Below are 23,216 nucleotides of genomic sequence, written 5' to 3'. Positions count from 1 at the left end.
CTGATTGACCTGGTCGGTGATCACAGTGGCGAACTTGACTACCTTGTACAGCACGTCATGGGCGTCGAAGATCGGGTTATAGGACGCCTCCAGCCATACCGTGCGTCCATGGGCATCGATACGCTTGAAACGATCGGCCACGTACTCGCCACGGCGCAGCTTTTCCCAGAACGCCTGATAGCCAGTAGCGTTTGCCTCCTCCGGCTCACAGAATATGCGGTGATGCTTGCCGCGAATCTGCTCCAGGCTGTAACCCACCGTCTGCAGAAAGCGGTCGTTGGCGGTCAGGACCTGGCCGTCGAGGTTGAATTCGATTACTGCCGTGGAGCGCATCAACGCCTTGATGAGGCTCTCGTGCTCGCGTGAGGTTTCGATGGTGCGGGTCAGGTCGCTGGAGTGCATCGAGAAATGCTTGATGCGTCCGTCGCCGCTCTTGACCGGCTGCAGGATCGAACGCAACCACGCCTCCTCACCGTTGCCGCGCAGCAGGCGGAATGCTCCGTTAAGGTGTTCACCGCGGGTGATCGCGCTGTGCATGCGCTGATAGAAGTCGAGCTTCTTCACATGTGCCGGCACGATCTCCTCGATGTTACGCCCGATCAGTTGCTCGGCGCGGTAGAGCATTTCTTTCTCGAAATTGCTGTTGACCTGCTCGATCCGCCCTTGCGGGTCAAGCTGGAGCACCAACATTTCACTGTCGAGGCTGCTCTTGACCTGCTCGACGCACATCAGCTCTTCGCGCAGTTGCTGGATTTCTTTCTTGAGCTTGCTGTTGAACATCACCGCTCTCCCGGAGCGAATCACCTGATCGAATGCATCTTCATCGGCTGCTGCGGGGAAGTTCTTGAGCGGCCCGCAAGGAAATATTCGTAAAGGCGAATGCCAGAAATCAGGCGTCATCAGCGTGTCACCAAGCCGTCACATGAGCGCAATGCAGTAGGCGGACACTTTTTGTCATGAATACACCTGCTCTACGCATAACCCTCGTCAGCGAAACCTTCCCACCCGAAATCAATGGGGTGGCCAATACCCTTGGTCGACTGAGCGACGGCCTGCGCCAACGCGGGCACTGGGTGGAGATCGTGCGGCCGCGGCAAGCCGGCGAAGGGCCTGCGAGCGACGACCCGGCGCTGCTGTTGTGCCGGGGGTGGGCGTTGCCAGGCTACCCTGGCCTGCAATGGGGTGAGGTGTCGATGCACAAATTGCTGCGCCGCTGGAGCAGGCAGCGGCCCGATGTGTTGTACATCGCCACCGAAGGCCCGCTGGGGCTGAGTGCGCTGCGCGCTGCCAGGCGGCTGGGCATTGCGGTGGTCAGTGGTTTTCACACCAACTTCCCACAGTACTCCGGCCAGTACGGCCTGGGCCTGTTGGCGCGGCTGCTCACCCATTACTTGCGCTGGTTCCACCGGCGTACCGCCGCCACCCTGGTACCCAGTGCCAGCCAACGCCTGGAACTTGAGCGGCGCGGCTTCGAGCGCCTGGCCTTGATGGCCCGCGGCGTCGATGCCTGCCTGTTCAACCCGGCCCGGCGCAACCAGGCGCTGCGCGAGGCCTGGGGGCTGGGCGCGGACGACATCGCCGTGCTGCATGTAGGACGCCTGGCTGCGGAAAAGAACCTGACCCTGATGCGCCCCTGCCTGGATGCATTGCAAAAGACTTATCCACAGCAGCGCTTACGGCTGGTGATCGTGGGCGATGGCCCACAACGGGCCAGCCTCCAACAGCAACTACCAGATGCCGTGTTCTGCGGCGCCCTGCGCGGGGAAGTACTGGCCGAACACTACGCCAGCGGCGACCTGTTCCTGTTCCCGAGCCTGACTGAAACCTTTGGCAACGTGGTGCTCGAAGCCATGGCGTCCGGGTTGGCGGTGGTCGCCTACGACGAAGCCGCGGCCGCCCAGCATATCCGCCACGGCCACAGCGGTGCATTGGCCATGCCGGGGGACCAGGCTGCCTTCATTGATGCGGCGTGCTGGCTGCTCGAAGAAAGCGAAACCCTGCGCCGGGTACGCCTCAATGCCCGTCAGCATGCCAGCCGCCAGGGTTGGCCGGCGATCGTCGAGCAATTCGAGGCGCACCTGTCCAACGCCTACCACGCGATGCCGGGCGTGGGCGAAGCGGCCGGCACCACGCTGGCGATCAAGCCAGGGTCGTCAGTGCCTCGCGGCTGAACGGCAATACGTCTGCTTCACGCCCTTCGCGGACTTTTTGCGCCCACTCGGCGTCCACCAGCAATGCACGGCCGACGGCCACCAGGTCGAACTCTTCATCACCCAGGCGCCGCAACAAGTCTTCCAGGCTGGCCGGCCTGGCGACCTTGTCGGTATCGACCATGAATTGAAGAAACTCGCCATCGAGCCCGACGCTGCCCACGGTGATGGTCGGCTTCCCGGTCAATGTGCGGGTCCACCCCGCCAGGTTGAGCTGGGAGCCTTCGAATTCCGGCTCCCAGAACCGTCGAGTGGAGCAATGGAAGATATCCACACCGGCTTCGGACAACGGCTTGAGGAAAGCGCCCAGCGCCTCCGGCGTTTCTACCAGGCGTGCGCTGTAGTCCTGCTGCTTCCACTGCGAGAAGCGGAAAATGATCGGGAAATCCGGCCCCACTGCAGCCCGAACCGCCTGGATCAGCTCAATGGCAAAACGCGAGCGGCCAGCCAGGTCGCCGCCGTACTCATCGTCCCGCTGGTTGCTGGCTGCCCAGAAGAACTGGTCGATCAGGTAGCCATGGGCACCATGAATCTCCACCCCATCCATACCAATGGCCTGGGCATCACGCGCCGCCTGGGCGAACGCAGCGATCACCTCACGGATGTCCTCGTGGCTCATGCCGTGCACCACTCGCTGACCGTCCTTGATCTTCTCGCTCGGCCCGTAGCCGGGCACGCTGGCATCCGGCTCGGTGCCCAGGCGTCGCACGGCGCCCACGTGCCAGAGCTGCGGCACGATTCGCCCGCCTGCGCCATGCACAGCGTCAACCACACGTTTCCACCCCTGCAGCGCCTCCTGGCCATGAAAACGCGGAACATTGGGGTAGCCATTGGCCGCTTTGTGCCCGACCGTGGTGCCCTCGGTGATGATCAGGCCCACGCCGGCAGCGGCGCGGCGACGGTAATACTCGATCACGCCGTCATGGGGAATGCCACCGGGGCAGAAGGTGCGGGTCATTGGCGCCATGACGACACGGGTCGGCAGCTCGAGCGCGCCGAGGGTGAAGGGCTGGAACAGGGGGTTGCTAGGCATGGGGCGCTTCCGTCTGCATGAGGAAATACGCCTGAGGTTAGGGCGACCGCAGCGCCTGGCCTAGCATTATTGATCCGGGTGATTCTGGGTCATGGGTGGGGCCGCACCGCGGCCCGAATAGTCAGCCCAGTGCTTTTTCGATAGCCTGCACCACTGCAGGATCATCTGGCGGCGTGCGCGGGGCAAACCGTGCCAGCACCCGCCCATCCTTGCCCACTAGAAACTTCTCGAAGTTCCAGGTGATGTCACCTGGGAACTCTGCCCCCTCACCCGCCAGCAACCGGTACAGCGAATGACGCTGCGGCCCGTTCACCTCAAGCTTGGCACCCAGCGCAAAGCTCACGCCGTAATTGAGGGTGCAAAACGCCTGAATTTCTTTGTCGCTGCCAGGCTCTTGCCCGGCAAACTGGTTACAGGGCAAGCCAAGCACGCTGAAACCTTTGTCCTTGAACTGCTGCTGCAACTTTTCCAACGAAGCGTATTGCGGCGTCAGGCCACACTTGGAGGCGACATTGACCACCAGCACCACCTGGCCCTTGAACGGAGCCAGGGGCAGGTCCTGGCCATCCAGCGCCTTTAACGTCAGGTCGTGAAATGCACTCATGTTGAAATCCCCTCTCAGGTTCCCGGTTGCCGCTGGGGCGAATCGCGCCCACTAAAAAGGCGCTCATCCAAGCCGTGCAACTCCCCGCGGGGGGAGGCCTGTCGGCTTGTCCGAGCGCCTGGCGACTCTCTGAGCTTAGCGCAGAAAATCAGTGGTGATGGCCACCTTCACCATGGATGTGGCGGTGAGCGATTTCCTCTTCGCTGGCATCACGCACGTCGACGACCTTGACCTTGAAGTTCAGGCGCTGGCCGGCCAGTGGGTGGTTGCCGTCAACGGTGACGTCGTCGCCATCGATGTCGCGGATAGTGACGATCTGCATCTGGCCATCCGGCGCCGAAGCGTGGAACTGCATGCCCACTTCCAGCTCGTCGACGCCTTCGAACAGGCTGCGGTTCAGGGTGCTGACCAGTTCGGCCAGGTATTCGCCGTAGGCCTCTTCCGGCTCGATGGTAACGTCCAGCTCGTCACCGGCTTGCTTGCCTTCCAGGGCTTTTTCCAGGCCCGGGATGATGTTGGCGGCACCGTGCAGGTAAACCAGCGGCGCGCCACCGGCGGAGCTGTCGATGGTCTCCCCGGCGTCGTTGGTCAGGGTATAGTCGATGGAGACTGCCTTGTTGGCGGCGATCAGCATGGGGCAAGACCTTTTGCAAAAGTATGTAGAGCGGACAAGTGTAACCAAGGCATCGCCCGATTGCGAACGCAGCTCGGACAAGCAGAGGCCCATCAGTCGGATCACGGGCTTTCACCAGGACCCGGATGGCCACTGGGTGGTCGAGCTGTCCTGCGGCCATACCCAGCACCTGCGCCACCAACCACCGTGGCAGGCACGCCCTTGGGTGCTCGACCCTCAACAGCGGGCACAACGCATTGGCCAGGCGTTCGCCTGTGGCTGGTGTGCACGGCAGGCCGATAACGCTACCCTTGGCCGTTAATTTTTTGCACCGCTTATTTCGAGAAGCACGCATGCAGACATTTTTCATTGCGCCGACCGACTTTGGTGTCGGCCTGACCTCCATCAGCCTGGGCCTGGTGCGTACCTTGGAACGTGCCGGGCTCAAGGTTGGCTTCTTCAAGCCGATCGCCCAGCCCCACCCGGGCGACACGGGGCCGGAGCGCTCCACCGAACTGGTCGCCCGCACCCACGGCATCAAGCCGCCGTTGCCCCTGAGCCTGGCCCAGGTCGAACGCATGCTGGGCGATGGCCAACTGGACGAGCTGCTCGAAGAAATCATCCGCCTCTATCAGCAAGCCTGCATCGGCAATGACGTAGTGGTGGTCGAAGGCATGGTGCCGACGCGCCACGCCAGCTATGCCGCGCGGGTCAACCTGCACCTGGCCAAAAGCCTGGATGCCGAGGTGATCCTGGTCTCGGCGCCAGAAAACGAAGTGCTCAGCGAATTGTCCGGGCGCGTGGAGTTGCAGGCCCAGCTGTTCGGCGGCCCACGCGACCCCAAAGTCCTGGGGGTGATCCTCAACAAGGTTCGCACCGACGAGAGCATGGGCGAATTCGCCACGCGCCTGCGCGAGCACTCGCCCCTGCTGCGTAGCAATGATTTCCGCCTGCTCGGTTGCATCCCCTATCAGCCCGAACTGAACGCCCCGCGCACCCGCGACGTGGCCGAACTGCTGGGCGCTCAGGTGCTCAATGCCGGCGATTACGAGCAGCGGCGCATGAACAAGATCATCATCTGCGCGCGTACCGTGGCCAACACCGTGCCGCTGCTGACCCCTGGCACCCTGGTGGTAACGCCGGGCGACCGCGACGATATCATCCTCGCCGTGAGCCTGGCAGCGATCAACGGCGTACCGCTGGCCGGCCTGCTGCTGACCAGCGACAGCAAACCCGACGCTCGCATTCTCGGCCTGTGCCGCGGGGCCTTGCAGGCAGGCCTGCCGATCCTCTCGGTAAGCACCGGCTCCTATGACACGGCCAACCAGCTCAACTCGCTCAACCGCGAGATACCGGTGGATGACCGCGAGCGCGCCGAATTCATCACCGACTTCGTCGCCAGCCACCTCGACGCCGAGTGGCTGCACCAGCGCTGTGGCACGCCGCGTGAGCTGCGCCTGTCACCGGCGGTATTCCGTTACCAGTTGATTCAGAGGGCCCAACAGGCCAACAAGCGCATCGTCCTGCCCGAAGGCGCCGAGCCCCTGCTGGTGCAGGCCGCCGCCATCTGCCAGGCGCGTGGGATTGCCCGTTGCGTGCTACTGGCCAAGCCCGAAGCCGTCGAAGCGGTGGCCCGCGCACAAGGCATCACCCTGCCAGCTGACCTGGAAATCCTCGACCCCGAGCTGATTCGCGGGCGCTATGTCGAACCCATGGTCAACCTGCGCAAGAGCAAGAACCTCAATGCGCCGATGGCCGAGCAGCAGTTGGAGGACCCGGTGGTGATCGGCACCATGATGCTGGCGCTCGACGAAGTCGATGGCCTGGTCTCGGGCCTGGTGCACTCCACCGCCAACACCATCCGCCCTGCGCTGCAGTTGATCAAGACCGCCCCGGGGGCGAGCCTGGTGTCGTCGGTATTCTTCATGCTGTTCCCCGAGCAGGTGCTGGTATACGGCGACTGTGTGATGAACCCGCACCCCAGTGCCAACGAGCTGGCGGAAATCGCCCGCCAGAGCGCCGAATCGGCACACACCTTCGGCATTGCGCCACGGGTGGCAATGATCAGCTATTCAAGCGATTCGGCGAGCGATGAGGAAGTGGAGAAGGTGCGCGAAGCGACGCGCCTGGCCCAGGAAACGCAAACGGGCCTGTTGATCGATGGCCCGCTGCAGTACGACGCCGCCGCCAACCCGGACATTGCCCGCCAGCTGGCCCCGGACAGCGCGGTGGCCGGGCGTGCCACTGTGTTCGTGTTCCCCGACCTCAATACCGGTAACACCACCCACAAGGCAGTGCAGCGCAGTACCGACGGGGTCAGCCTGGGCCCGATGCTCCAGGGGCTGCGCAAGCCGGTGAACGACTTGCCGCGGGGGGCACAGGTGGACGATATCGTTCATACCATCGCCCTGACCGCGATTCAGGCCAGCGTCGTGCGTTAAAGGCTGCGGGGCTGCATTGGCAGCCCCGCAGGCCAATCAGGGGTACTGCTGAACCTGACCCTGCTGGTCATACTGCTGGCCCGGGATGGGCTTCAGGTTGACCTCGACTCGACGATTCTGCGCACGGCCATTGGCATCGGCGTTGCTCGCAATCGGCTGGTCCGGGCCCATGCCGCGAATCGACACACGCGAAGCGTCCACACCTTGGGACGTCAGGTAGGTACCGACCGATTGCGCGCGGCGCTGCGACAGGTCCATGTTGTGCTGGCGGCTGCCGGTGCTGTCGGTGAAACCGACCACTTCAATGGTGTTCTGGTTGAACTGTTTGAACGAGCTGGCCAGGTTGTTCAGTGGCGCATAGAAGCTCGGTGCAATATTCGCCGAGTCGGTGGCGAAGGTGATGTTGCCCGGCATGATCAACTTGATCTGGTCACCCTGGCGCTGTACCTCGACGCCTGTATTGGCCATCTGCGCGCGCAGCTCGGCTTCCTGTTTGTCGGCGTAGTAGCCGTAACCGGCGGCGGCGGCACCCACTGCGGCGGCGCCAATCAACGCGCCTTTGCCACGGTGGTTGTGATCGATGGCGGCACCGGCGATGGCACCGGCCAACGCGCCCAGGCCGCCGTACTTGGCGGTCTTGCTCATCCCCGTAGAATCGCCCTGCGCCTGGCCTTGGCTGTCATAAGGGTTCTGCCCGGCGCAGCCGGTCATCAGGGCTGCGGCGGTTGCGACGATAATCAGACGACGCATGGTGAACATGGACAAGCTCCTACAAAAAATTCATATGTGCGGCAGATCGCATACGGAACGATGCCAGGCTTGGATTGCAGGTGGGCGAAATAATTCCATGAAACACTGTTCATGCGGGCTCAGGCCCGTACGAACGGGTTCTCGCGCATCTCGTCACCCAGGCGGGTATCCGGGCCATGGCCGGTGACCACGATGGCCTCTTCATCCAGGCGGTACAGCCGCTCCTTGATCGAACGAACGATAGCCCGCTGATCGCCGCCCCACAAATCGGTACGGCCGATACCACGGCGGAACAGGGTATCCCCGGCAATCAGCAGTTTGGCGTCAGCGAACCAGAAACTCATCGACCCCGGCGTGTGCCCGGGTGTGTGCAACGCCACACCACAGCCGCAGGCCAGCTCTTCGTCGTCGCCCAGCCAGCGGTCAGGCGGCGGTACCGGCGTGTAGGGCACCCCGAACATCTGGCACTGCATCTGCAGGTTGTCCCACAGCGGCTGGTCGTCCTTGTGCAGGTGCAGCGTGGCGCCGGTGAGCGCCTTGAGCTGGCCCGAAGCGAGGAAGTGATCGAAGTGGGCGTGGGTGTGGATGATGCTCACCAGTGTCAGGCCGTGGGCCTGCAGGCGGGCGAGGATCTTGTCCGGGTCGCCGCCGGGATCGACGACGATGGCTTTTCTGGTCAGCGGGTCGCCAATCAGGGTGCAGTTACACTGCAAAGGGCCTACCGGGAAGGTTTCACGAATTAAGGTGGTTGGGGCAGCGCTCATGGGAAACTCCTGACGACTGCCCGGATGTTATCGCTGCCAATGTCAGGGAGGCAATTATCCAGTCCCAGCGCAGCTGGAGCCGCAAGCCCCGCAAAATCAGGGTAGATACAACCTGAACAACCCACCCCCAAGCGTCCCGCCATTGGCAATCTCGATCCGCCCGCGTACACCGTTACGCTCATGCAATGCCGCAATCCGCGCCGCGAAGTACAGGCCAAGCCCGGTGCTGCCGCTTTGCGCATCGATGCCCTGAACGTAATCCTGCTGCCGCTCAAGCATTCGCGCTGGGTAGCCAGGGCCGTCATCGTTGACGCTGATCACCAACTGCTCGTTTTCTTCCTCGATGCTGATCAGCAGCGCGTGCCCGGCATACCGGGTGGCATTGGTGACCACATTGGCAATCACCGACGCCACCAGCTCACGATCGAAAAAGCCCAATGGGTTGTCACCGTCGATCCGCCAGGTGGCGAGGATGTCGTTATGCTCCAGCACTTGCTGGTGGGCAGCCAGCTGGGCTTCGATGAAATCGTCCAGCTCATGGTAGTCCGGGCACACCGGCAACTGGTTGACACCCAGCTTGTACAACCCCAGCAACTGCACCAGCATGCCGTTGAGGTGGCGGAACTCGTGTTCGATCACCCCTTGCTCGGTGCCGCCACGCAGCGCCTCGGGCAGGCGCGCCAGCCACTGGTCGTGGGACTGGATGAGCGCAGACAGCGAGTTTTTCAGGTCGTGCACGGTGGAGGCGATCACCGTGGAAAAATCCAGCCCCTGATTGTCCTGGCTCATGCGCCGAAAACCTTGATGTGCAATTTGCGATAGCGGTCATAGCGGCTGTCGCTGGCAGGTATTCCAGCCACGCTGGTCAGGCAGTTGCGGCACTCCTGCAAGATCGCCGGCGGCGTGGTTTCGCCACCGATGCGCAGCAGCGCCTGGGCCGTGTTCAGGGCAATACTGATGTTCTTGGGCTGCAATGACAAGGCCTTGCGGAACATCTGCAAGGCCTCGTTGAGCTGCCCGGCCTGGTAGCTGCGTACTCCCTGACGGTTGAGGTCGACCGCCTCGGTGACGGCACCGAGCACACCGGGGTCGTCAGTCAGCCTGGCCACGCTTTGCATCACGCTGGGATCGTCACCGTAGGTTTCAACGCAGCCCTTGAGGATGGTACTGCCAGCGGCTTCCTGGCCAAGCGCCTGCAGTTGCTTGGCCACTGTCAGGGCGGCCTCGACCGAGAAGAACTGGTCCATCTTGTCCAGCCGCTGCATGGCCTGCTCGGTCAGTTTGGCCGCCGTTTCCGCATCGCCTGCCTGCTGCAGGCTGGCGGCCTTCATCAGGCGCGCACGCACTTGCAGGCCCTGGTCCTCGACGTTGTCCTTGGCTACCTCACTGAGCACGGTGTTGATTTCGACGCGGGTGCGCGCATCCAGGCCGAAGCCTGCGTTCTTGTTCATCAATGCCTGCACCAGCCCGAGGTTGCTCTCGGCATCTTTGTAGCGCGAGCTCTGACCCTGGTTCACCGCGTGGCGAAACGCCTTGGACGCGCTCTCGAAATCTTCGTTGTCCAGCGCCAGCTTGCCCAGTGCGGCCTGACGGCGCACGGCCAGAGGCGAAAGGCGCACGGCCTCCTCGAGCATGTGCTGCGCACGCTTGGTTTCACCCTGGGCCACCAGCACGTTGGCCATGCCATCGTACAGGCCGGGCATGATCGGGAACGCCTTGAGCGCCTGTTCGTAGACACCCTGGGCCTGGGCATTCTGGCCGCGCTTGTGCATCAGGCTGCCCAGTGCCGAGTACACCCATGGTTGCGGGCGGCTGGCGAGGATGGCCTTGAGGAACTTCTCCAACTCATCGAAACGGTTGAGATCGCGCAGAGCATCGGCGCGGTAGCGCAGGCACAGCGGTGCGAAACGCGGGTCTTTCTTGCACAGCTCGGCGCAAGCGGCCAGTACTTCAGCAGGACGGCCACGGTCCAGCGCCTGGAGTATCGGCTTGAGCAAGGTTTTGCGCTGCGTCAGTTTCTCCAGCCGCTGGGCCAGGCCGACGCGGTTGAACGGCTTGGTCAGGTACGCATCAGGCTCGTGTTCGAGGGCGCTGAGCACGATGGCCTGGCTGCTCTCGGCAGTCACCATGATGAAGACACACTCGTGGCTGATCAGCTTGTCGAGGATCAGGTCCTCGAGCACCTGCTGGCCGTTTTTCTTGCCGTCACCAAGGTGGAAGTCCTGGAGTATGTAGTCATAGCGCTTCTGCCCGCACATGCGCAGGGCCTGTTCACCGCTGTCGGCAGTGTCCACGTCACGAACGCCCAGTTCGCGCAGCATGGAACGCGTCGACGTGCGGAAATCGGTGAAGTCGTCGACGATCAGAAAGCTCTTTTGCCCGTACTGCAGCATCAACACAACCTGTCTTGGATGATGGGGAGGAGTGTGCGTGGCGATGCGTACCGCCGACCCTTGTATCGGCCACCGGTCTGGAAAGATGAGCGCAACGCGCAATAATGGCTTTGAGCCATCATTTTAGCGAGCCATCACGCCCGTGGCTACGATCAGGCCAGCAAGCCCAGCGACTTGGCGCGCGCCACGGCCTGGGTACGCCGCTCCACCCCCAGTTTGCTGTTGATATGGCTGGCGTGGGTCTTGACGGTGTGCAGTGATATGAACAGCCGCTCACTGATCTGCTGGTTCGAACAACCCTGAGCGATCAATTCGAGCACGGCCAGCTCACGGCCACTCAAAGCCTCACCGGTGCTGCCACCGGGTACGGCCAAGGCGGGTAGACGGGCCAGCAACTCCACCTGAACCTTGCAGGCAACACGCGCAAGCAACTGCTCCCGCAGCCACAAGGGATGCAGTTCGACCAGGCGCTGAAAAGGCTGCAACACGCCACCTTGCGCCGCCGCCATGGCCGCCGGCAGAAGCTCGGCGGCGTGCGCCTCCTTCCCCTGCTCAAGCGCCAAGGCAATCCATTGGCACAGGGCGTTGAGGGCCAACATCATGCCGCCGCTGGCCTGACCCTGCTCGACCAGGCCGTGCAGACGCCTGGCGGCCTCATCAGTGCGGCCCTGAATGCGCTCGAGCAAGGCTTGCTGCAATTCGATATGCAGCGGCAGCAACGGGTGGAACTCGGGTGCCGCCGCTGGCTGTTCGCCGCCGTATGTCTGGCCCAGGCGTAGCAACCAGGACTCGGCCAGGTCGATTCGCCCCTGGCTCAGCCACAACTCGCACTTCACCAGCGTGATCATGGCCAGGTAGAACACCGGCGGCACATCCCAGATGTGCATCAACCGCTCCGCCTCGGCAAGCTCGGCGAAGGCTTCGGCATAATGGCCCTCACGGCCATCGAGCGAAGCGATTACGCAGTGGCCGATCAGCACACTGATGTCACGACAGGCACGTGCCTCACCCAGCCCGGCCCGCAGGCGGGCGCGCCCTTGCGCAGGTTGCAGACGTGCCACCAGCAGGTAGCCCTCGTACAGGGTCAGCCGCGCACGCACGGCATACAGGCGCTGCGCCGAAAGCCCCTGCAGCCGCTGCAGGCCCTGGCGCACCTCGCTCAGTGCACGCAGCGCCTCGCCCCGGGCATGCAGCACGCGGGCACGATCGTAGTGAGCCAAGGCCTCGAACAAGGGGTTGCCCACCCGCTGAGCCAGCTCCAACGCCTCACGGTTCCAGCCGCGAGCTCGCCAGAAGTCCGCATCGGCAATCGCCAGGTTGGACAACGTCGACAGGCACACCAGGCGCTGACCATAACGCTTGCCTGGCAGGCTCTGCAGGGCCTCTTCGCAGTAGGCCAAGGTGCGCTCACGATCGCCACGGCCACGGGCGATCACCCCGCTCAGCGCGAGCCATTGCGCCAGCATGGACTTTTGCGCCGTTGCCGAGGGGGCAGGCAGGAAGCGGCTGAGGTAGCTGGCCAGCTCCTGCGCCGCATCCAGTTGGCAGGCCAGGCCCAGTGCCCAGCTGTACAGCACGATCAGGCGTGGGGTGCTGATCAGCAGGCTGTCGGGCAGGTCCATCTTCCAGCGCAGCAGCATGCCGACGTTCTGCTCCGCCAGCAGTTGCTCTTCGGACAGGCTCTGCACCAGGTCTGCGGCAACATCGAGGTGGCCAGCACGCAGCGCCTGCTCTACCGCTTCGTCGAGCAACCCCTGGGCCTGGAACCAGCGGCAGGCGCGCAGGTGCAGGTGTGCCTGCGGCACGCTGGACTGGCGGCTGCGCAATAGGTCGGAGAACAAATGGTGGTAGCGGTACCAGTGGCCGTGCTCGTCCAGCGGCACCAGAAACACTTGATGGGACTGAAGGTAGCTGAGCGTGGCAGCGCTGTCGGTGCGTTCACGCAGCGCATCGCACAATGCGGCGCAGAAACGCTCCTGGCACGCGGTCTCGAACAAGAACGACTGTACCTCTGCGGGGAGGATATCGATGACCTCTTCGAGCAGGTAATCGCGAATCAGGCCTTCACCGCCATGCAAGGCCTGCGGCAAGGTATGCTCATCGCCGGACTCGCTGGCCGCCAGCTGCCAGAAGCGCAACCCGGCCACCCAACCGTCGCTGCGCTGGATCAGGTTATCCAGCGCTTGGCCACGCAGCCCTGTAGGCTGGCGGCCGAGCACTGCCAGCGCTTCATCGGGCGTCAGGCGCAGATCCTGTTCGTTGAGCTCGACCAATTGCCGTGACAGGCGCAGCCGCGCCAGGTGCCAGCCCGGCCGCTGGCGGCTGGTAATCAGCAGCACTAGGCCGCTTGGCAGGTGATTGAGGAAAAACTGCAGGCAGCGATCGAGCACCGGCCCCTGAGCCAGGTGATAGTCGTCCAGCACCAGCAGCAAAGGCGTATCGGCCTGCAGGTACAGGGCCAGCTCATCGAGCAGGCCATCGAGCCATTCCTCATAGGCAAACGGCTGATGGCGCTGGCGCATTTTCAGCAGGCCCATGGCCTGGCCACCCAAGGCTGGGCAATATTGCTGCAGGCCTTCGAGCAGGCGCTCCAGAAAGCGACCGGGGTCGGCATCGCGCTGGCTGAGGCCCAGCCAGAGGCTGCGCCAATGCTCGGGCAGCGACTCGGAAAACTCGATAGCCAGGGAGCTCTTGCCGAAACCCGCCGGGGCATTCACTAGCAGCAGGCGCCCCGCGAGGCCGGCTTGCAGGCGCTGGCACAAGCGCGCACGCGGCACGTGGCCATCCGGTAGCGGTGGCCGGAAGAAACGCCCGTCCAGCAGGCCGAGGGCCTGGCTGGCGAATCCATGCGTACGGGACAAATCTGTCATGGCCGGCTCGTTCTAATTGGAAGACTACGGCGGTACGGATTGTTGCGAGACTAGCGGGTAACGCCGCACATTTGAAGATGATGGGCGCCATTGGCCCGAAAAAGACTACAACAAAAAGCAACATCGCTGACAGACAGGCGCTGCTACGGGGCTTTGGCGAAGCATTCACCGGCCTTATTGGCCTGGGCAGGGCCGGAACAGAAACGCCCCGGCAAGCCGGGGCGTTCTGGGAGATGACAAGGCGTTGCGAACAGCGCTTAACGAATGCCCGATTGGCGCAGGGCCGCTGGCTGGAAGTCAGCCTTGCTGGCGCTGAAACCGAAGTCGTAGGCTTTTTTCTCTTCGTTTTTCATGCCAAGGGCCAGGTAACGGCCCGATTGCAGGTCGTAGATAGCCTCCAGCGTGTACCACGGCACCTGCACGTTGTAGTAGTCCTGGGCATGCGCCTCGGAAACGCGCCACAGCTGGCCACGGCCGTCATACTGGTCGATCACCGCAGCCTGCCAGGTGTCCTCGTCGATGTAGAAGTCACGCTTGGCGTAGATGTGCCGCTGGCCCGGCTTGAGCGTGGCGACCACATGCCACACCCGGCGCAGCTCGTAACGGGTCAGGTCCTGATTGATGTGCCCTGCCTTCAGGATATCGGCGTACTTGAGCTTCGGATCGTCCAGCTTGTAGGCGTTGGAAGCAATGTACATCTCCTTCTTGCCTTCGAGCTTCCAGTCGTAACGGTCTGGCGCACCGTTGTACATGTCCAGGTTGTCCGAAGTCCGCAGGCCATCGGCCGCAGTGCCGGGGCCGTCATACGACACCTGCGGCGCCTGGCGCACGCGGCGCTGGCCGGCATTGTAGATCCACGCCTTGCGCGGTTCCTTCACCTGGTCGAGCGTCTCGTGCACCAGCAGTACGGTACCGGCCAAGCGCGCTGGCGCGGTCACTTCCTGCTTGAAGTAGAAGAGGATGTTGCCCGGGTTGTTAGCGTCGTAGTCCTTCATCCGATCGCGGAAGACGAACTGGTCCTGGAAATACACCAGGCTGTACGAGCCATTCTGCTGCGGTGTGGCCTGGGTCACCAGACGGGTCACGCTGCCGCCGCGGTAACGGGTTATGTGGTTCCAGATCACTTCAAGGCCGCTTTTGGGGATCGGGAACGGCACGGCCGTCAGGAAGTTGTTGAGGCCGTTGCCGCCTTCGACCAGCGTGGTAGCGGTAGCATTTTTCTTGATGGCGGCGAACACCTCGTCAGGCACCGTGGCACCCCGGTGGGTCTTGTACACCGGGATCTTGAAGGTGTCCGGGTAGCGCTTGAACATCGCCACCTGGCCCGGCGAGAGCTTGTCCTTGTACTGCTCGACGTTCTGCGCCGTGATGGTGAACAACGGTTTGTCGCTGCCGTATGGGTCGGAAAGGAAACCCTTGGCATCTACACTGCCGGCGGTCTTGGCCAGCGGTTGCCATGGGCCGATGGAGCCATCGGCGTTACCGGCCTTTTCTGCGCCCATGGGCGTCAGGGTGCTGCCCAGCTTTGCCGCTTCGTCGGCGGAAACCGCAGCCATGACGCTGGTCGCCAGCAGGGACAGGCCCAGCACACCGGCTTGCAGCAGACTTCTGGTCTTGTTCATGTCGTGTCGTCCTGGATCTGTGTGCTTAGAAGTTCACGCCGAAGCTGAGGGCGACAAAGTCGCGATCATCCACGGTGCTGTACTTGCCGTCGAAGAAGTTGGTGTACGACAGGCTGGCGGTGTAGGTGTTCTGGTACTCGGCGTCCAGGCCCAGGCTGATTGCCTTGCGGCCTTCCTCGAAGTTGCCGCCAGGGCCTGGCGAGTAACCGGACACGTCATGCGACCAGGCCACGTTGGGCTTGAGGTTGACCCCGGCAAACACGTCGTTGTAGTCCCAGATGACCCGGGCGCGATAACCCCAGGAGGTACTGGTGGTGTAGCCGTCGTTTTCGCACTTGCGGTTGAGGTTGGTGGTCGAGGCGCCGGGGCCGGCGCCAGCGATGGTGCTGGCGTTCAGCGCCTGGCAGGTATCGGCGCCACCGGTTGCCGGCAGCGGGCCGGGGCCGAACACCGGGTCGCGGCCATAGCGGACATCATGCGCACTCTCCAGACCACCGACGTGGGTAACGCCCAGTTCGCCGACCACCGTCATGCGGCTGGCGCCCATCACCTGGTCGAAGAAATGCGTCAGGGTGGTCTGGAACTGGGTGATTTCCTTGCGGCGGTAACCGTGCAGGTCTTCACCCGGGGTGCCGCTGAGCAGCGAGGCGTTGGCCAGTGCGCCGCCAATCGGACGTACACCGGCAAACAGAATGTCGGTGGTGTTCAACTGCACTGGTGCATTCGGCCGGTAGCTGATCTCACCGCTCCAGGCGGTGCCAGTGGGCAGTGTGGTAGAGAAGCTCAGGCCATACAGGCGGATGTCCTCGGGGTACTCGACGAAGTACTTGGAGTTGCCCGCCACGATCAGCGGCGCCAGCGTGCGCAATTGCGCCGGCAGCGCGCTCAAGCCGGCGAAGACCGACGGTGAGGCACCGGTGGCGCTGAAAATCGGCGCCCGGCTGTGGTAGTTCATGAAGTAGGCGCCGAACTCGGTATCGAGCGGCTCGAACATGTAGCGCATGGCCACACCGAACTGGCCGCTGTCGCGGGCGTCCCGGTCGGCGCCACGGGCCACCATCACGCCTTCTTCGTTGATATCCACGCCACGGGTGGCGAGGAACTGCTGCGCCGCGCCGGGCACTGTGCGGCTGCTGTTGAGCACGCGCAGGTTGTTGCTGCAACCATCGGCGATGATGTCAGGCTGGGAGAAGAAGGTACCGCAGTTGTCGACGACGGTCTGGTCCCACTCGATCTGGTAGAACGCCTCGGCCGAGAGGTTGTCGGTCAGGCTCTGCGAGATGTAGAACATGTTGACCGGGATCAGGCCTTCCTTGATCTCGGCACCCGGGCGGCGGAAGGCGGCCACGTCGATCGGGTTGATCGAGTTGATGCCCCCGCCGATGAAGGTACTCTCACCCCAGCTCACCACCTGCTTACCGAAGCGCACCGAGCCTGGCTGATCGCCGATCGAATAGTTGTGGTAGACGAACGCGTCGAGCAACTGCGCGCCGGAAGACTTGGCGCCTTCCTTGCGACCGGAATCGCTGATGTCCTTGAACTCGCGGCCCTCGTCCTTCAGTTCGAAGTCGTACCAGTACTTGCCACGCACGAACACGCCGGTGTCGCCGTACTTGAGCTCCAGGTCATGGATGCCCTTGAATATCTTCGAGAAGGTTTCGCCTTTCTTGAAGTTCAGGTGGCCATCGTCGGAGGTCTGCGACAGCCCCTTGCCGCCATTGTTGACCCCGATCAGGTTCTTGTTAGGGTTGGCAGTCGACCAGCTGGCCCCGACTGAGAGCGACGAATCGAACTGGCCTTCGATTTCCCCGATGTTGAAACTGACCGCAAAAGCAGGACTTGCGAGCGTGGAAGCAAGGCTGACGGCCAAGGGCAACTTGGCCCGGCGCCAGAACGTGTTTGCAGATGTCATCGACGCTACTCCATGTACTTTTTTGTTATGGCAGTGAGTCCTTTCAAGAACGGCCCCGAGCGACCGGTATGCGGGCTTGCACCCGCGGCGACACGTGTTGCACGTATCGCCCTCCCCCATTCCTGAAAATCCCCTGGCCCCGACTATAGCCAGCAGACTAGGGTGCTTGATCCCTCTAAAGTGTGATTTGCACACCAGCCGCCAATTCGCCCTGTGTATCCCAGGCTGCGTATCGGCAGTGCTCAAGCATGGCGCATATTTCCCGTTTGGCAAGGCACGAACCGCTCTGGCATGCGGGTCGTGTTCTGACGTGCACGACCCGCACCGCACTTAGAGCGTTGAAAGGAAAGCACTGTTACTGGCCTGCCACTGGACGATGTCCTGGCGGATGCGCTTCTTGTCGAGCTTGCCCACACTGGTCTTGGGAATTTCTGTAACAATGGCGATCTGGCTGGGAATGGCCCACTTGTTGATGTGCCCTTCCTCGACATAAGGCTTGAGGTGCTCCTTGAGCAGCTTCGCGTCGATTGCCTGGCCCTCGCGCACCACCAGCAAGGCGAAGGGGCGCTCTCCCCATTGCGGGTCGGCCACGCCTACCACCGCCACTTCGCGCACAGCAGGGTGACGGCTGATGAGGTCCTCAAGGTCGAGCGAGGAAATCCACTCGCCGCCGGTCTTGATCACGTCCTTGATGCGATCACGGATATCGATGTAACCCATGCCATCGAGCGTGGCGACGTCCCCGGTGTGCAGCCATCCGCCCTGCCACAGCTCTTCGCTCTTCTGTGGTTCCTTGAAATACCCCATGCTCAGCCAGGGCGCACGCAGTACCAGCTCACCCTGGGTTTCGCCGTCAGCCGGAAGGAAATTGCCCTGCCCATCGACGATGGCCGCCTCCACCAGCGGTACCGGTACCCCCGCCTTGATCCGGTAGGTGACGCGCTCATCCTCACTACCGGCCTGCAGCTCATCGTTCAGGTGCGCCGCAGCAATCAGCGGGCAGGTTTCAGACATGCCGTAGGCTGCGGTCAGCTGGATGCCGCGGGCCAGCGCAGCCTGATAAAGCGAGCGGTTGAGTGCGCTGCCGCCGATGATGATCTTCCAGCCACCGAAATCCTGGCCCTGTGAGCCCGGGCAATTGAGCAGCATCTGCAAAATGGTCGGCACGCAGTGCGAGAAGGTGACCTTCTCTTCGCGCCAGAGCTTGATCAGCATGTCAGGCTCGTAGCGCCCGGGGTAGACCTGTTTCATGCCCAGCATGGTAGCCGCGTAGGGTATGCCCCAGGCGTGCACGTGGAACATCGGAGTGATGGGCATGTACACATCGTTGCTGCCAAGCAGGCGCACGCTGTCGATACTGCCTGTTACCGAGGCCTCGGCCAGGGTATGCAGCACGAGTTGCCGGTGGGTGAAGTACACCCCCTTAGGGTTGCCGGTGGTGCCAGTGGTGTAAAAGGTGGTGGCGACCGAGTTCTCGTCGAAATCCGGGAAATCATAATGAGGGCTGGCAGCGGCGAGCAGTTGCTCGTATTCGCCGACCAGGTTCGGCAGCTCGGCGGTCTTGTCCGGGCCGTCGGTCAGCAGCAGGGTCTTGTCGACCGTCGTCAGTTGCCCGGCAATGGCCTGGTAGAGGCCGACGAAGTCACTATTGACCAGCACGAAGCGGTCGTCGGCGTGGTTCATGGTGTAGAGGATCTGCTCGGGTGACAGGCGCACATTGATGGTATGCACCACCGCGCCGATCATCGGAATGGCGAACATGCACTCCAGATAGCGATGGCTGTCCCAGTCCATGACCGCCACGGTGTCCCCCGCCTTGACCCCGGCGGCGGTCAATACGTTGGCCAAGCGGGCGATGCGCTCGTTGAGCTGGGGGTACGTCAGCCGCAGCTGATCGCGGTAAACGATTTCGCGGGTCTTCTCGTAACGGCTGCCAGACATCAGCAGGCGTTTGATCAGCAGCGGGAAGCTGTAGGCGCCCTCGGCGGGCTTGATGATGCGGGTCTGCAACATGGGTATCCCTTTTCGTGAAAGCGAGCCGAACAAATCTGGATCTACTGTAGTTCGCCAGGGTGACGGTCAAATCAGCCGAAGGAATGATTTGGCTGGCGCAGGTATGAGTGGCATTGTTCGGTGGATGGATCAATCCCTGCCCTAGCCACCGGAGCCTTTCCAGATGCCCAGCCCGCGTCGCGCCGTGTTTCTCGATCATCAGTCCCTTGATCTGGGGGACCTTGACCTTTCTCCCCTGCGTAACCTCTTCGATGAACTCGAGCTGTTTCCCGCCACCCGCCCGGAACAAGTGGCCGAGCGCTTGCAGGGCGCTGTCGCGGTGATCAGCAACAAGGTCATGCTCGACGCGGCCACCCTGGCCGCCAATCCGCAGCTCAGGCTGATCCTGGTCGCCGCCACCGGTACCAACAACGTCGACCTGGCAGCCGCCCGCGCCCAGGGCATCACCGTGTGCAATTGCCAAGGCTACGGCACACCCTCGGTCGCCCAGCACACACTCGCCCTGCTGCTCGCGCTGGCCACACGCTTGTGTGACTACAACCAGGCCGTAGCCGATGGCCAATGGGCCAAGGCCAGCCAGTTCTGCCTGCTGGATTTCCCGATCGTCGAACTGGAGGGCAAGACCCTTGGCCTGCTGGGCCATGGTGAACTGGGCGGCGCCGTCGCACGGCTGGCCGAAGCCTTCGGCATGCGCGTGCTGAGCGGGCAGATACCCGGGCGCCCAGCGCGCGACGATCGGCTGCCGCTGGATGAATTGCTGCCGCAGGTGGACGCCCTCACCCTGCACTGCCCGCTCAACGAACACACCCGGCACATGCTCGGTGCCCGCGAACTGGCGCTGCTCAAGCCGGGCGCACTGGTGGTCAATACTGCCCGCGGCGGCCTGATCGATGAACAGGCCCTGGCCAACGCCCTGCGCAACGGCCATCTGGGTGGCGCCGCCACCGACGTACTGAGCGTGGAGCCGCCAGTCAATGGCAACCCGCTGCTGGAACAAGGCATCCCGCGCCTGTTGATTACCCCTCACAGCGCCTGGGGCGCGGTGGAGTCCCGCCAACGCATCGTCGGCCAGCTCAGTGAAAACGCCCAGGCCTTCTTCGCCGGCCAGCCCCGCCGCGTGGTCAGCTGAGCGCAAAGCCGGCCTCTGCTACACTGCGCCACTTTTTTCAGGAGGCGTCGTCCATGGACCCGCGCAGTGAAGTGTTGCTCCGCCAGGCGGACCTGTTCCAGGGGCCGCTGCTGATCGCCGGCGCCCCCGCCGACGACCTGCTCGGCCAACTGCCCAAGGCCCATGGCTGGACCTGGCATGCCGGTGACCAGGCCATGCTCGACGGCCGCTACCCCGGGCGTAGCCATTACGCCGTCGAGGTGCCGCCGGTGGCTTTCGAGCGGGCCGTGTTGTTCCTGCCCAAATCCCGCGAACTGGCGGCCTACCTGCTCAACGCCCTGGCATCACGCCTGGGCGGCCGCGAGCTGTACCTGGTGGGCGAGAAACGTGGCGGCATCGAGGGGGCAGCCAAGCAGCTGCAAGCGTTCGGTAAGCCACGCAAGCTGGACAGCGCCCGGCATTGCCAGCTATGGCAAGTGACCGTTGACCATGCCCCTCAAGCCAAGCCCCTGGAGAGCCTGGCCGAGCGCTTTGCCCTCGAACTGGAAGACGGCCCGTTGCAGGTCGTCAGCCTCCCCGGCGTGTTCAGCCACGGCCGGCTCGACCGCGGCACCGCGCTGCTACTCAAGCATCTGGACGACCTGCCGTCGGGCCATGTGCTGGACTTTGGCTGTGGCGCGGGCGTGCTGGGTGCCACGGTCAAGCGGCGTTACCCCCAAAACCGGGTCACAATGCTCGATGTGGACGCCTTTGCCGTGGCCGCCAGCCGCTTGACCTTGGCCGCCAATGGCCTGGAAGGCGAAGTTATCAGTGGCGACGGCATCGATGCAGCGCCGACCGACCTGAGCCTGATTCTGAGCAACCCGCCATTCCATACCGGCGTACACACCAATTATCAGGCGTCAGAAAACTTGCTGAGAAAATCAGGCCAACACCTTCGAAAAGGTGGCGAAATGCGCTTGGTTGCCAACAGCTTCCTGCGCTACCAGCCATTGATCGAAGGTGCCCTGGGCAACTGCCAGACGTGCGCCGAAGCTGACGGCTTTCGCATCTACCGGGCAACACGCGGTTAAAAACAGGGCTTGCCGAAAGCGTTTCGGCTAGGCAGAATCCGCTCCGTCCTAGGGGAGTAGTCTCCCGCGAGCACCCTGCTCGCCCGGCACGCGTCAACACACTTGGCCCACAGGCCATGGCGCGTGCGACCCACGATCCGCGCAGACGGATCCAGGGTTTGACAAGACCTATGACACGCACACCTTACCCGGGGCGGGAAGGCTGTACGTGTCATAGCCGTGTCGACCCGCCCCCGTAGGAAACCTGATGCTGGAATCTCTGCTCGTCCCCACCGCGATCGTCGCCCTCGCCGAAATTGGCGACAAGACGCAACTGCTCGCGCTCATTCTCGCCGCCCGCTTCCGCAAGCCTTGGCCGATCATCGCCGGCATCATCGCCGCTACCCTGGCCAACCATGCCGCGGCCGGTGCCGTGGGGGCCTGGGTCAGCGGATTCTTTACCGAGACAATGTTGCACTGGGTGCTCGCCGCGAGCTTTACCGCCACAGCCTTGTGGACCCTGGTGCCGGACAAGATGGATGACGACGAAAACCCGGCACGCCGCTTCGGGCCGTTCCTCACCACGCTGATCGCGTTCTTCCTGGCCGAGATTGGTGACAAGACCCAGGTCGCCACGGTGATGCTGGCAGCCCAGTACCCACACCTGATCATGGTGATCATCGGTACCACCCTGGGCATGCTGATTGCCAACGTGCCCGTGGTACTGGCGGGTAACTTTGCAGCAGAGAAACTGCCTTTGACGCTGATTCGTCGATTGGCAGCGGCCGCGTTCTTCGTACTGGCGGTCGTGGCCGTGTACTCGGCGATGAAGACCAGTGGCTGGGTGGGGTAACAACTGCGGCTGCAAGCTGCAGGCCAAGCCTGTACCAGGTGTACCGGCCTTACTTGCAGCTTGAAACCTGGGCCCTGCTGCGTGTTACTTGCGCGCCGCTTCGTACAACGGCATCACCTTCGGGATGGCCGCCTGCAGCGAAGCGATGCGGCTCTCGGAGGCCGGGTGGGTACTCATGAACTCAGGCGGTGCGCCCTCCGACGCCTTGCTCATCTTGTTCCACAAGGTGATCGCGGCATTCGGGTCGTAACCGGCACGCGCCGACAGTTCCAGGCCGATCAGGTCAGCTTCGTTCTCGTTGGCGCGGCTGTTGGGCAGGGTCATGGCGTAGTTCACCACCTGGTCGGCCAGCGCGATGCTGTTCTGGCCAAGACCAAACAGCGCACCCGCACCCTGGCGGGCCATTTCCACACCGTAGGCCTTGGACATGGCTTCGCGGCTGTGCTCACGCAGGGCGTGGGCGATCTCGTGACCCACCACCGCGGCAATCTCGGCATCGGTCAGCTTGAGCTGATCGATCAGCCCGGTGTAGACGATGATCTTGCCGCCTGGCCCGCAGTTGGCATTGAGCTCATCGCTCTTGATCACGTTGACTTCCCATTGCCACTGGGCAGCATCCGGGCGGAACTTCGGCGCCTGGGCGATCAGCCGGTCGGCGATAACCTGAACGCGCTTGGCATCGGCGCTGGACTTGTCCAGCGCGCCCTTGCTCGAAGCCTCGCCGAGGGTTTGCTGATACGACTGGGCATACATCTGGTTGACCTCAGCGGTCGAGAGCATGCTGAACATGTACTGCTTGCGCTCAACGCCGACAGCACCGCCGCTGGTGGTATTCACTGCCTGGCAACCAGCCAGCAGGATGCCGGCACTCAACAGGCTGACGACAAAAGACTTACGCATGAAAACACTCCCTTTTTACATGCGCCGTATCCTAGGCCGAGTCGCCAGTGCCCGCTATAGCCGTAAGTAAGATTCTTC

At 63.1% G+C, this 23,216-nt stretch carries 18 protein-coding genes, 1 pseudogene and 1 riboswitch; of the genes and pseudogenes, 6 read left to right on the top strand and 13 right to left on the bottom strand.

Going from position 1 to position 23,216, the window contains the following annotated elements; all coding sequences use genetic code 11:
- Positions 1–3: 3 nt before the first annotated feature.
- Positions 4–690: pseudogene (locus APH34_RS30300) on the bottom strand (PAS domain-containing protein); the annotation flags it as partial.
- A gap of 266 nt (positions 691–956) precedes the next feature.
- Here APH34_RS30300 and APH34_RS08610 point away from each other — a divergent pair.
- Positions 957–2,171 carry a glycosyltransferase family 1 protein gene (locus APH34_RS08610; protein WP_054900750.1) on the top strand — a complete coding sequence of 405 codons (1,215 nt, stop codon included), beginning with the start codon at positions 957–959 and terminating at the stop codon, positions 2,169–2,171.
- Here the strand turns inward: APH34_RS08610 and APH34_RS08605 are convergent.
- From APH34_RS08605 to APH34_RS08595, 3 genes are all read right to left on the bottom strand, one after another.
- On the bottom strand, positions 2,140–3,243 hold the full coding sequence (locus APH34_RS08605; RefSeq protein WP_054900749.1) for an NADH:flavin oxidoreductase: 1,104 nt from the start codon (positions 3,241–3,243) through the stop codon (positions 2,140–2,142). The genes APH34_RS08610 and APH34_RS08605 overlap by 32 nt on opposite strands.
- A 121-nt stretch (positions 3,244–3,364) precedes the next feature.
- Positions 3,365–3,847, bottom strand: coding sequence for a glutathione peroxidase (locus APH34_RS08600; protein WP_054900748.1), 483 nt, complete (start codon positions 3,845–3,847; stop codon positions 3,365–3,367).
- A gap of 148 nt (positions 3,848–3,995) precedes the next feature.
- Positions 3,996–4,481, bottom strand: a complete 486-nt coding sequence (locus tag APH34_RS08595) for a peptidylprolyl isomerase (RefSeq protein WP_054900786.1) — start codon at positions 4,479–4,481, stop codon at positions 3,996–3,998.
- On the opposite strand from APH34_RS08595, the gene APH34_RS08590 reads away from it, so the two are divergent.
- Together APH34_RS08590 and pta are read left to right on the top strand one after the other, a co-directional pair.
- Positions 4,480–4,782, top strand: a complete 303-nt coding sequence (locus APH34_RS08590) for a DUF3565 domain-containing protein (RefSeq protein WP_082422744.1) — start codon at positions 4,480–4,482, stop codon at positions 4,780–4,782. The two genes, APH34_RS08595 and APH34_RS08590, sit on opposite strands and share 2 nt — an antisense overlap.
- Positions 4,783–4,813: 31 nt before the next feature.
- Positions 4,814–6,901, top strand: coding sequence for a phosphate acetyltransferase (gene pta / locus APH34_RS08585; RefSeq protein WP_054900746.1), 2,088 nt, complete (start codon positions 4,814–4,816; stop codon positions 6,899–6,901).
- A 36-nt stretch (positions 6,902–6,937) separates the two neighbouring features.
- Here pta and APH34_RS08580 read toward each other — a convergent pair whose 3' ends face one another.
- The 8 genes from APH34_RS08580 to APH34_RS08545 form a co-directional block, all read right to left on the bottom strand.
- Entirely contained in the window at positions 6,938–7,660 is a 723-nt protein-coding gene (locus APH34_RS08580; protein ID WP_054900745.1) for an OmpA family protein, read from the bottom strand.
- A gap of 110 nt (positions 7,661–7,770) precedes the next feature.
- Entirely contained in the window at positions 7,771–8,415 is a 645-nt protein-coding gene (locus tag APH34_RS08575) for an MBL fold metallo-hydrolase (protein WP_054900744.1), read from the bottom strand.
- 96 nt (positions 8,416–8,511) lie between these two features.
- The gene (locus APH34_RS08570; RefSeq protein WP_054900743.1) at positions 8,512–9,204 is read right to left on the bottom strand and encodes a sensor histidine kinase KdpD; all 693 of its coding nucleotides are present in this window, start codon (positions 9,202–9,204) and stop codon (positions 8,512–8,514) included.
- Positions 9,201–10,808, bottom strand: a complete 1,608-nt coding sequence (locus APH34_RS08565) for a tetratricopeptide repeat-containing response regulator (protein ID WP_054900742.1) — start codon at positions 10,806–10,808, stop codon at positions 9,201–9,203. The genes APH34_RS08570 and APH34_RS08565 overlap by 4 nt, the downstream gene beginning before the upstream one ends.
- A gap of 152 nt (positions 10,809–10,960) precedes the next feature.
- Positions 10,961–13,678 carry a LuxR C-terminal-related transcriptional regulator gene (locus APH34_RS08560; RefSeq protein WP_054900741.1) on the bottom strand — a complete coding sequence of 906 codons (2,718 nt, stop codon included), beginning with the start codon at positions 13,676–13,678 and terminating at the stop codon, positions 10,961–10,963.
- A gap of 257 nt (positions 13,679–13,935) precedes the next feature.
- Positions 13,936–15,300, bottom strand: coding sequence for a DUF1329 domain-containing protein (locus tag APH34_RS08555; protein WP_054900740.1), 1,365 nt, complete (start codon positions 15,298–15,300; stop codon positions 13,936–13,938).
- A 25-nt stretch (positions 15,301–15,325) separates the two neighbouring features.
- Positions 15,326–17,212 carry a DUF1302 domain-containing protein gene (locus APH34_RS08550; protein ID WP_054900739.1) on the bottom strand — a complete coding sequence of 629 codons (1,887 nt, stop codon included), beginning with the start codon at positions 17,210–17,212 and terminating at the stop codon, positions 15,326–15,328.
- A 330-nt stretch (positions 17,213–17,542) separates the two neighbouring features.
- Positions 17,543–19,225, bottom strand: a complete 1,683-nt coding sequence (locus APH34_RS08545; protein ID WP_054900738.1) for a fatty acid--CoA ligase — start codon at positions 19,223–19,225, stop codon at positions 17,543–17,545.
- A 163-nt stretch (positions 19,226–19,388) separates the two neighbouring features.
- On the opposite strand from APH34_RS08545, the gene APH34_RS08540 reads away from it, so the two are divergent.
- The 3 genes from APH34_RS08540 (at position 19,389) to APH34_RS08530 (ending at position 22,238) form a co-directional block, all read left to right on the top strand.
- Positions 19,389–20,354, top strand: coding sequence for a 2-hydroxyacid dehydrogenase (locus APH34_RS08540; RefSeq protein ID WP_054900737.1), 966 nt, complete (start codon positions 19,389–19,391; stop codon positions 20,352–20,354).
- Positions 20,355–20,407: 53 nt separating this feature from the next.
- Complete coding sequence (locus tag APH34_RS08535) at positions 20,408–21,406, top strand: class I SAM-dependent methyltransferase (protein WP_054900736.1); 999 nt, start codon at positions 20,408–20,410, stop codon at positions 21,404–21,406.
- Between the two features lie 39 nt (positions 21,407–21,445).
- Positions 21,446–21,565, top strand: a riboswitch (yybP-ykoY riboswitch).
- Positions 21,566–21,656: 91 nt separating this feature from the next.
- A complete protein-coding gene (locus APH34_RS08530; RefSeq protein WP_177337017.1) occupies positions 21,657–22,238 on the top strand; it encodes a TMEM165/GDT1 family protein in 582 nt (193 codons plus the stop codon).
- 84 nt (positions 22,239–22,322) lie between these two features.
- Here the strand turns inward: APH34_RS08530 and APH34_RS08525 are convergent, their stop codons facing one another.
- Complete coding sequence (locus APH34_RS08525) at positions 22,323–23,138, bottom strand: M48 family metallopeptidase (RefSeq protein ID WP_054900734.1); 816 nt, start codon at positions 23,136–23,138, stop codon at positions 22,323–22,325.
- Positions 23,139–23,216 lie beyond the last annotated feature (78 nt).

It is taken from the genome of Pseudomonas sp. NBRC 111131, assembly GCF_001320525.1.
Classification (GTDB): domain Bacteria; phylum Pseudomonadota; class Gammaproteobacteria; order Pseudomonadales; family Pseudomonadaceae; genus Aquipseudomonas; species Aquipseudomonas ceruminis.
This window is presented reverse-complemented; position numbering and strand designations above follow the sequence as displayed.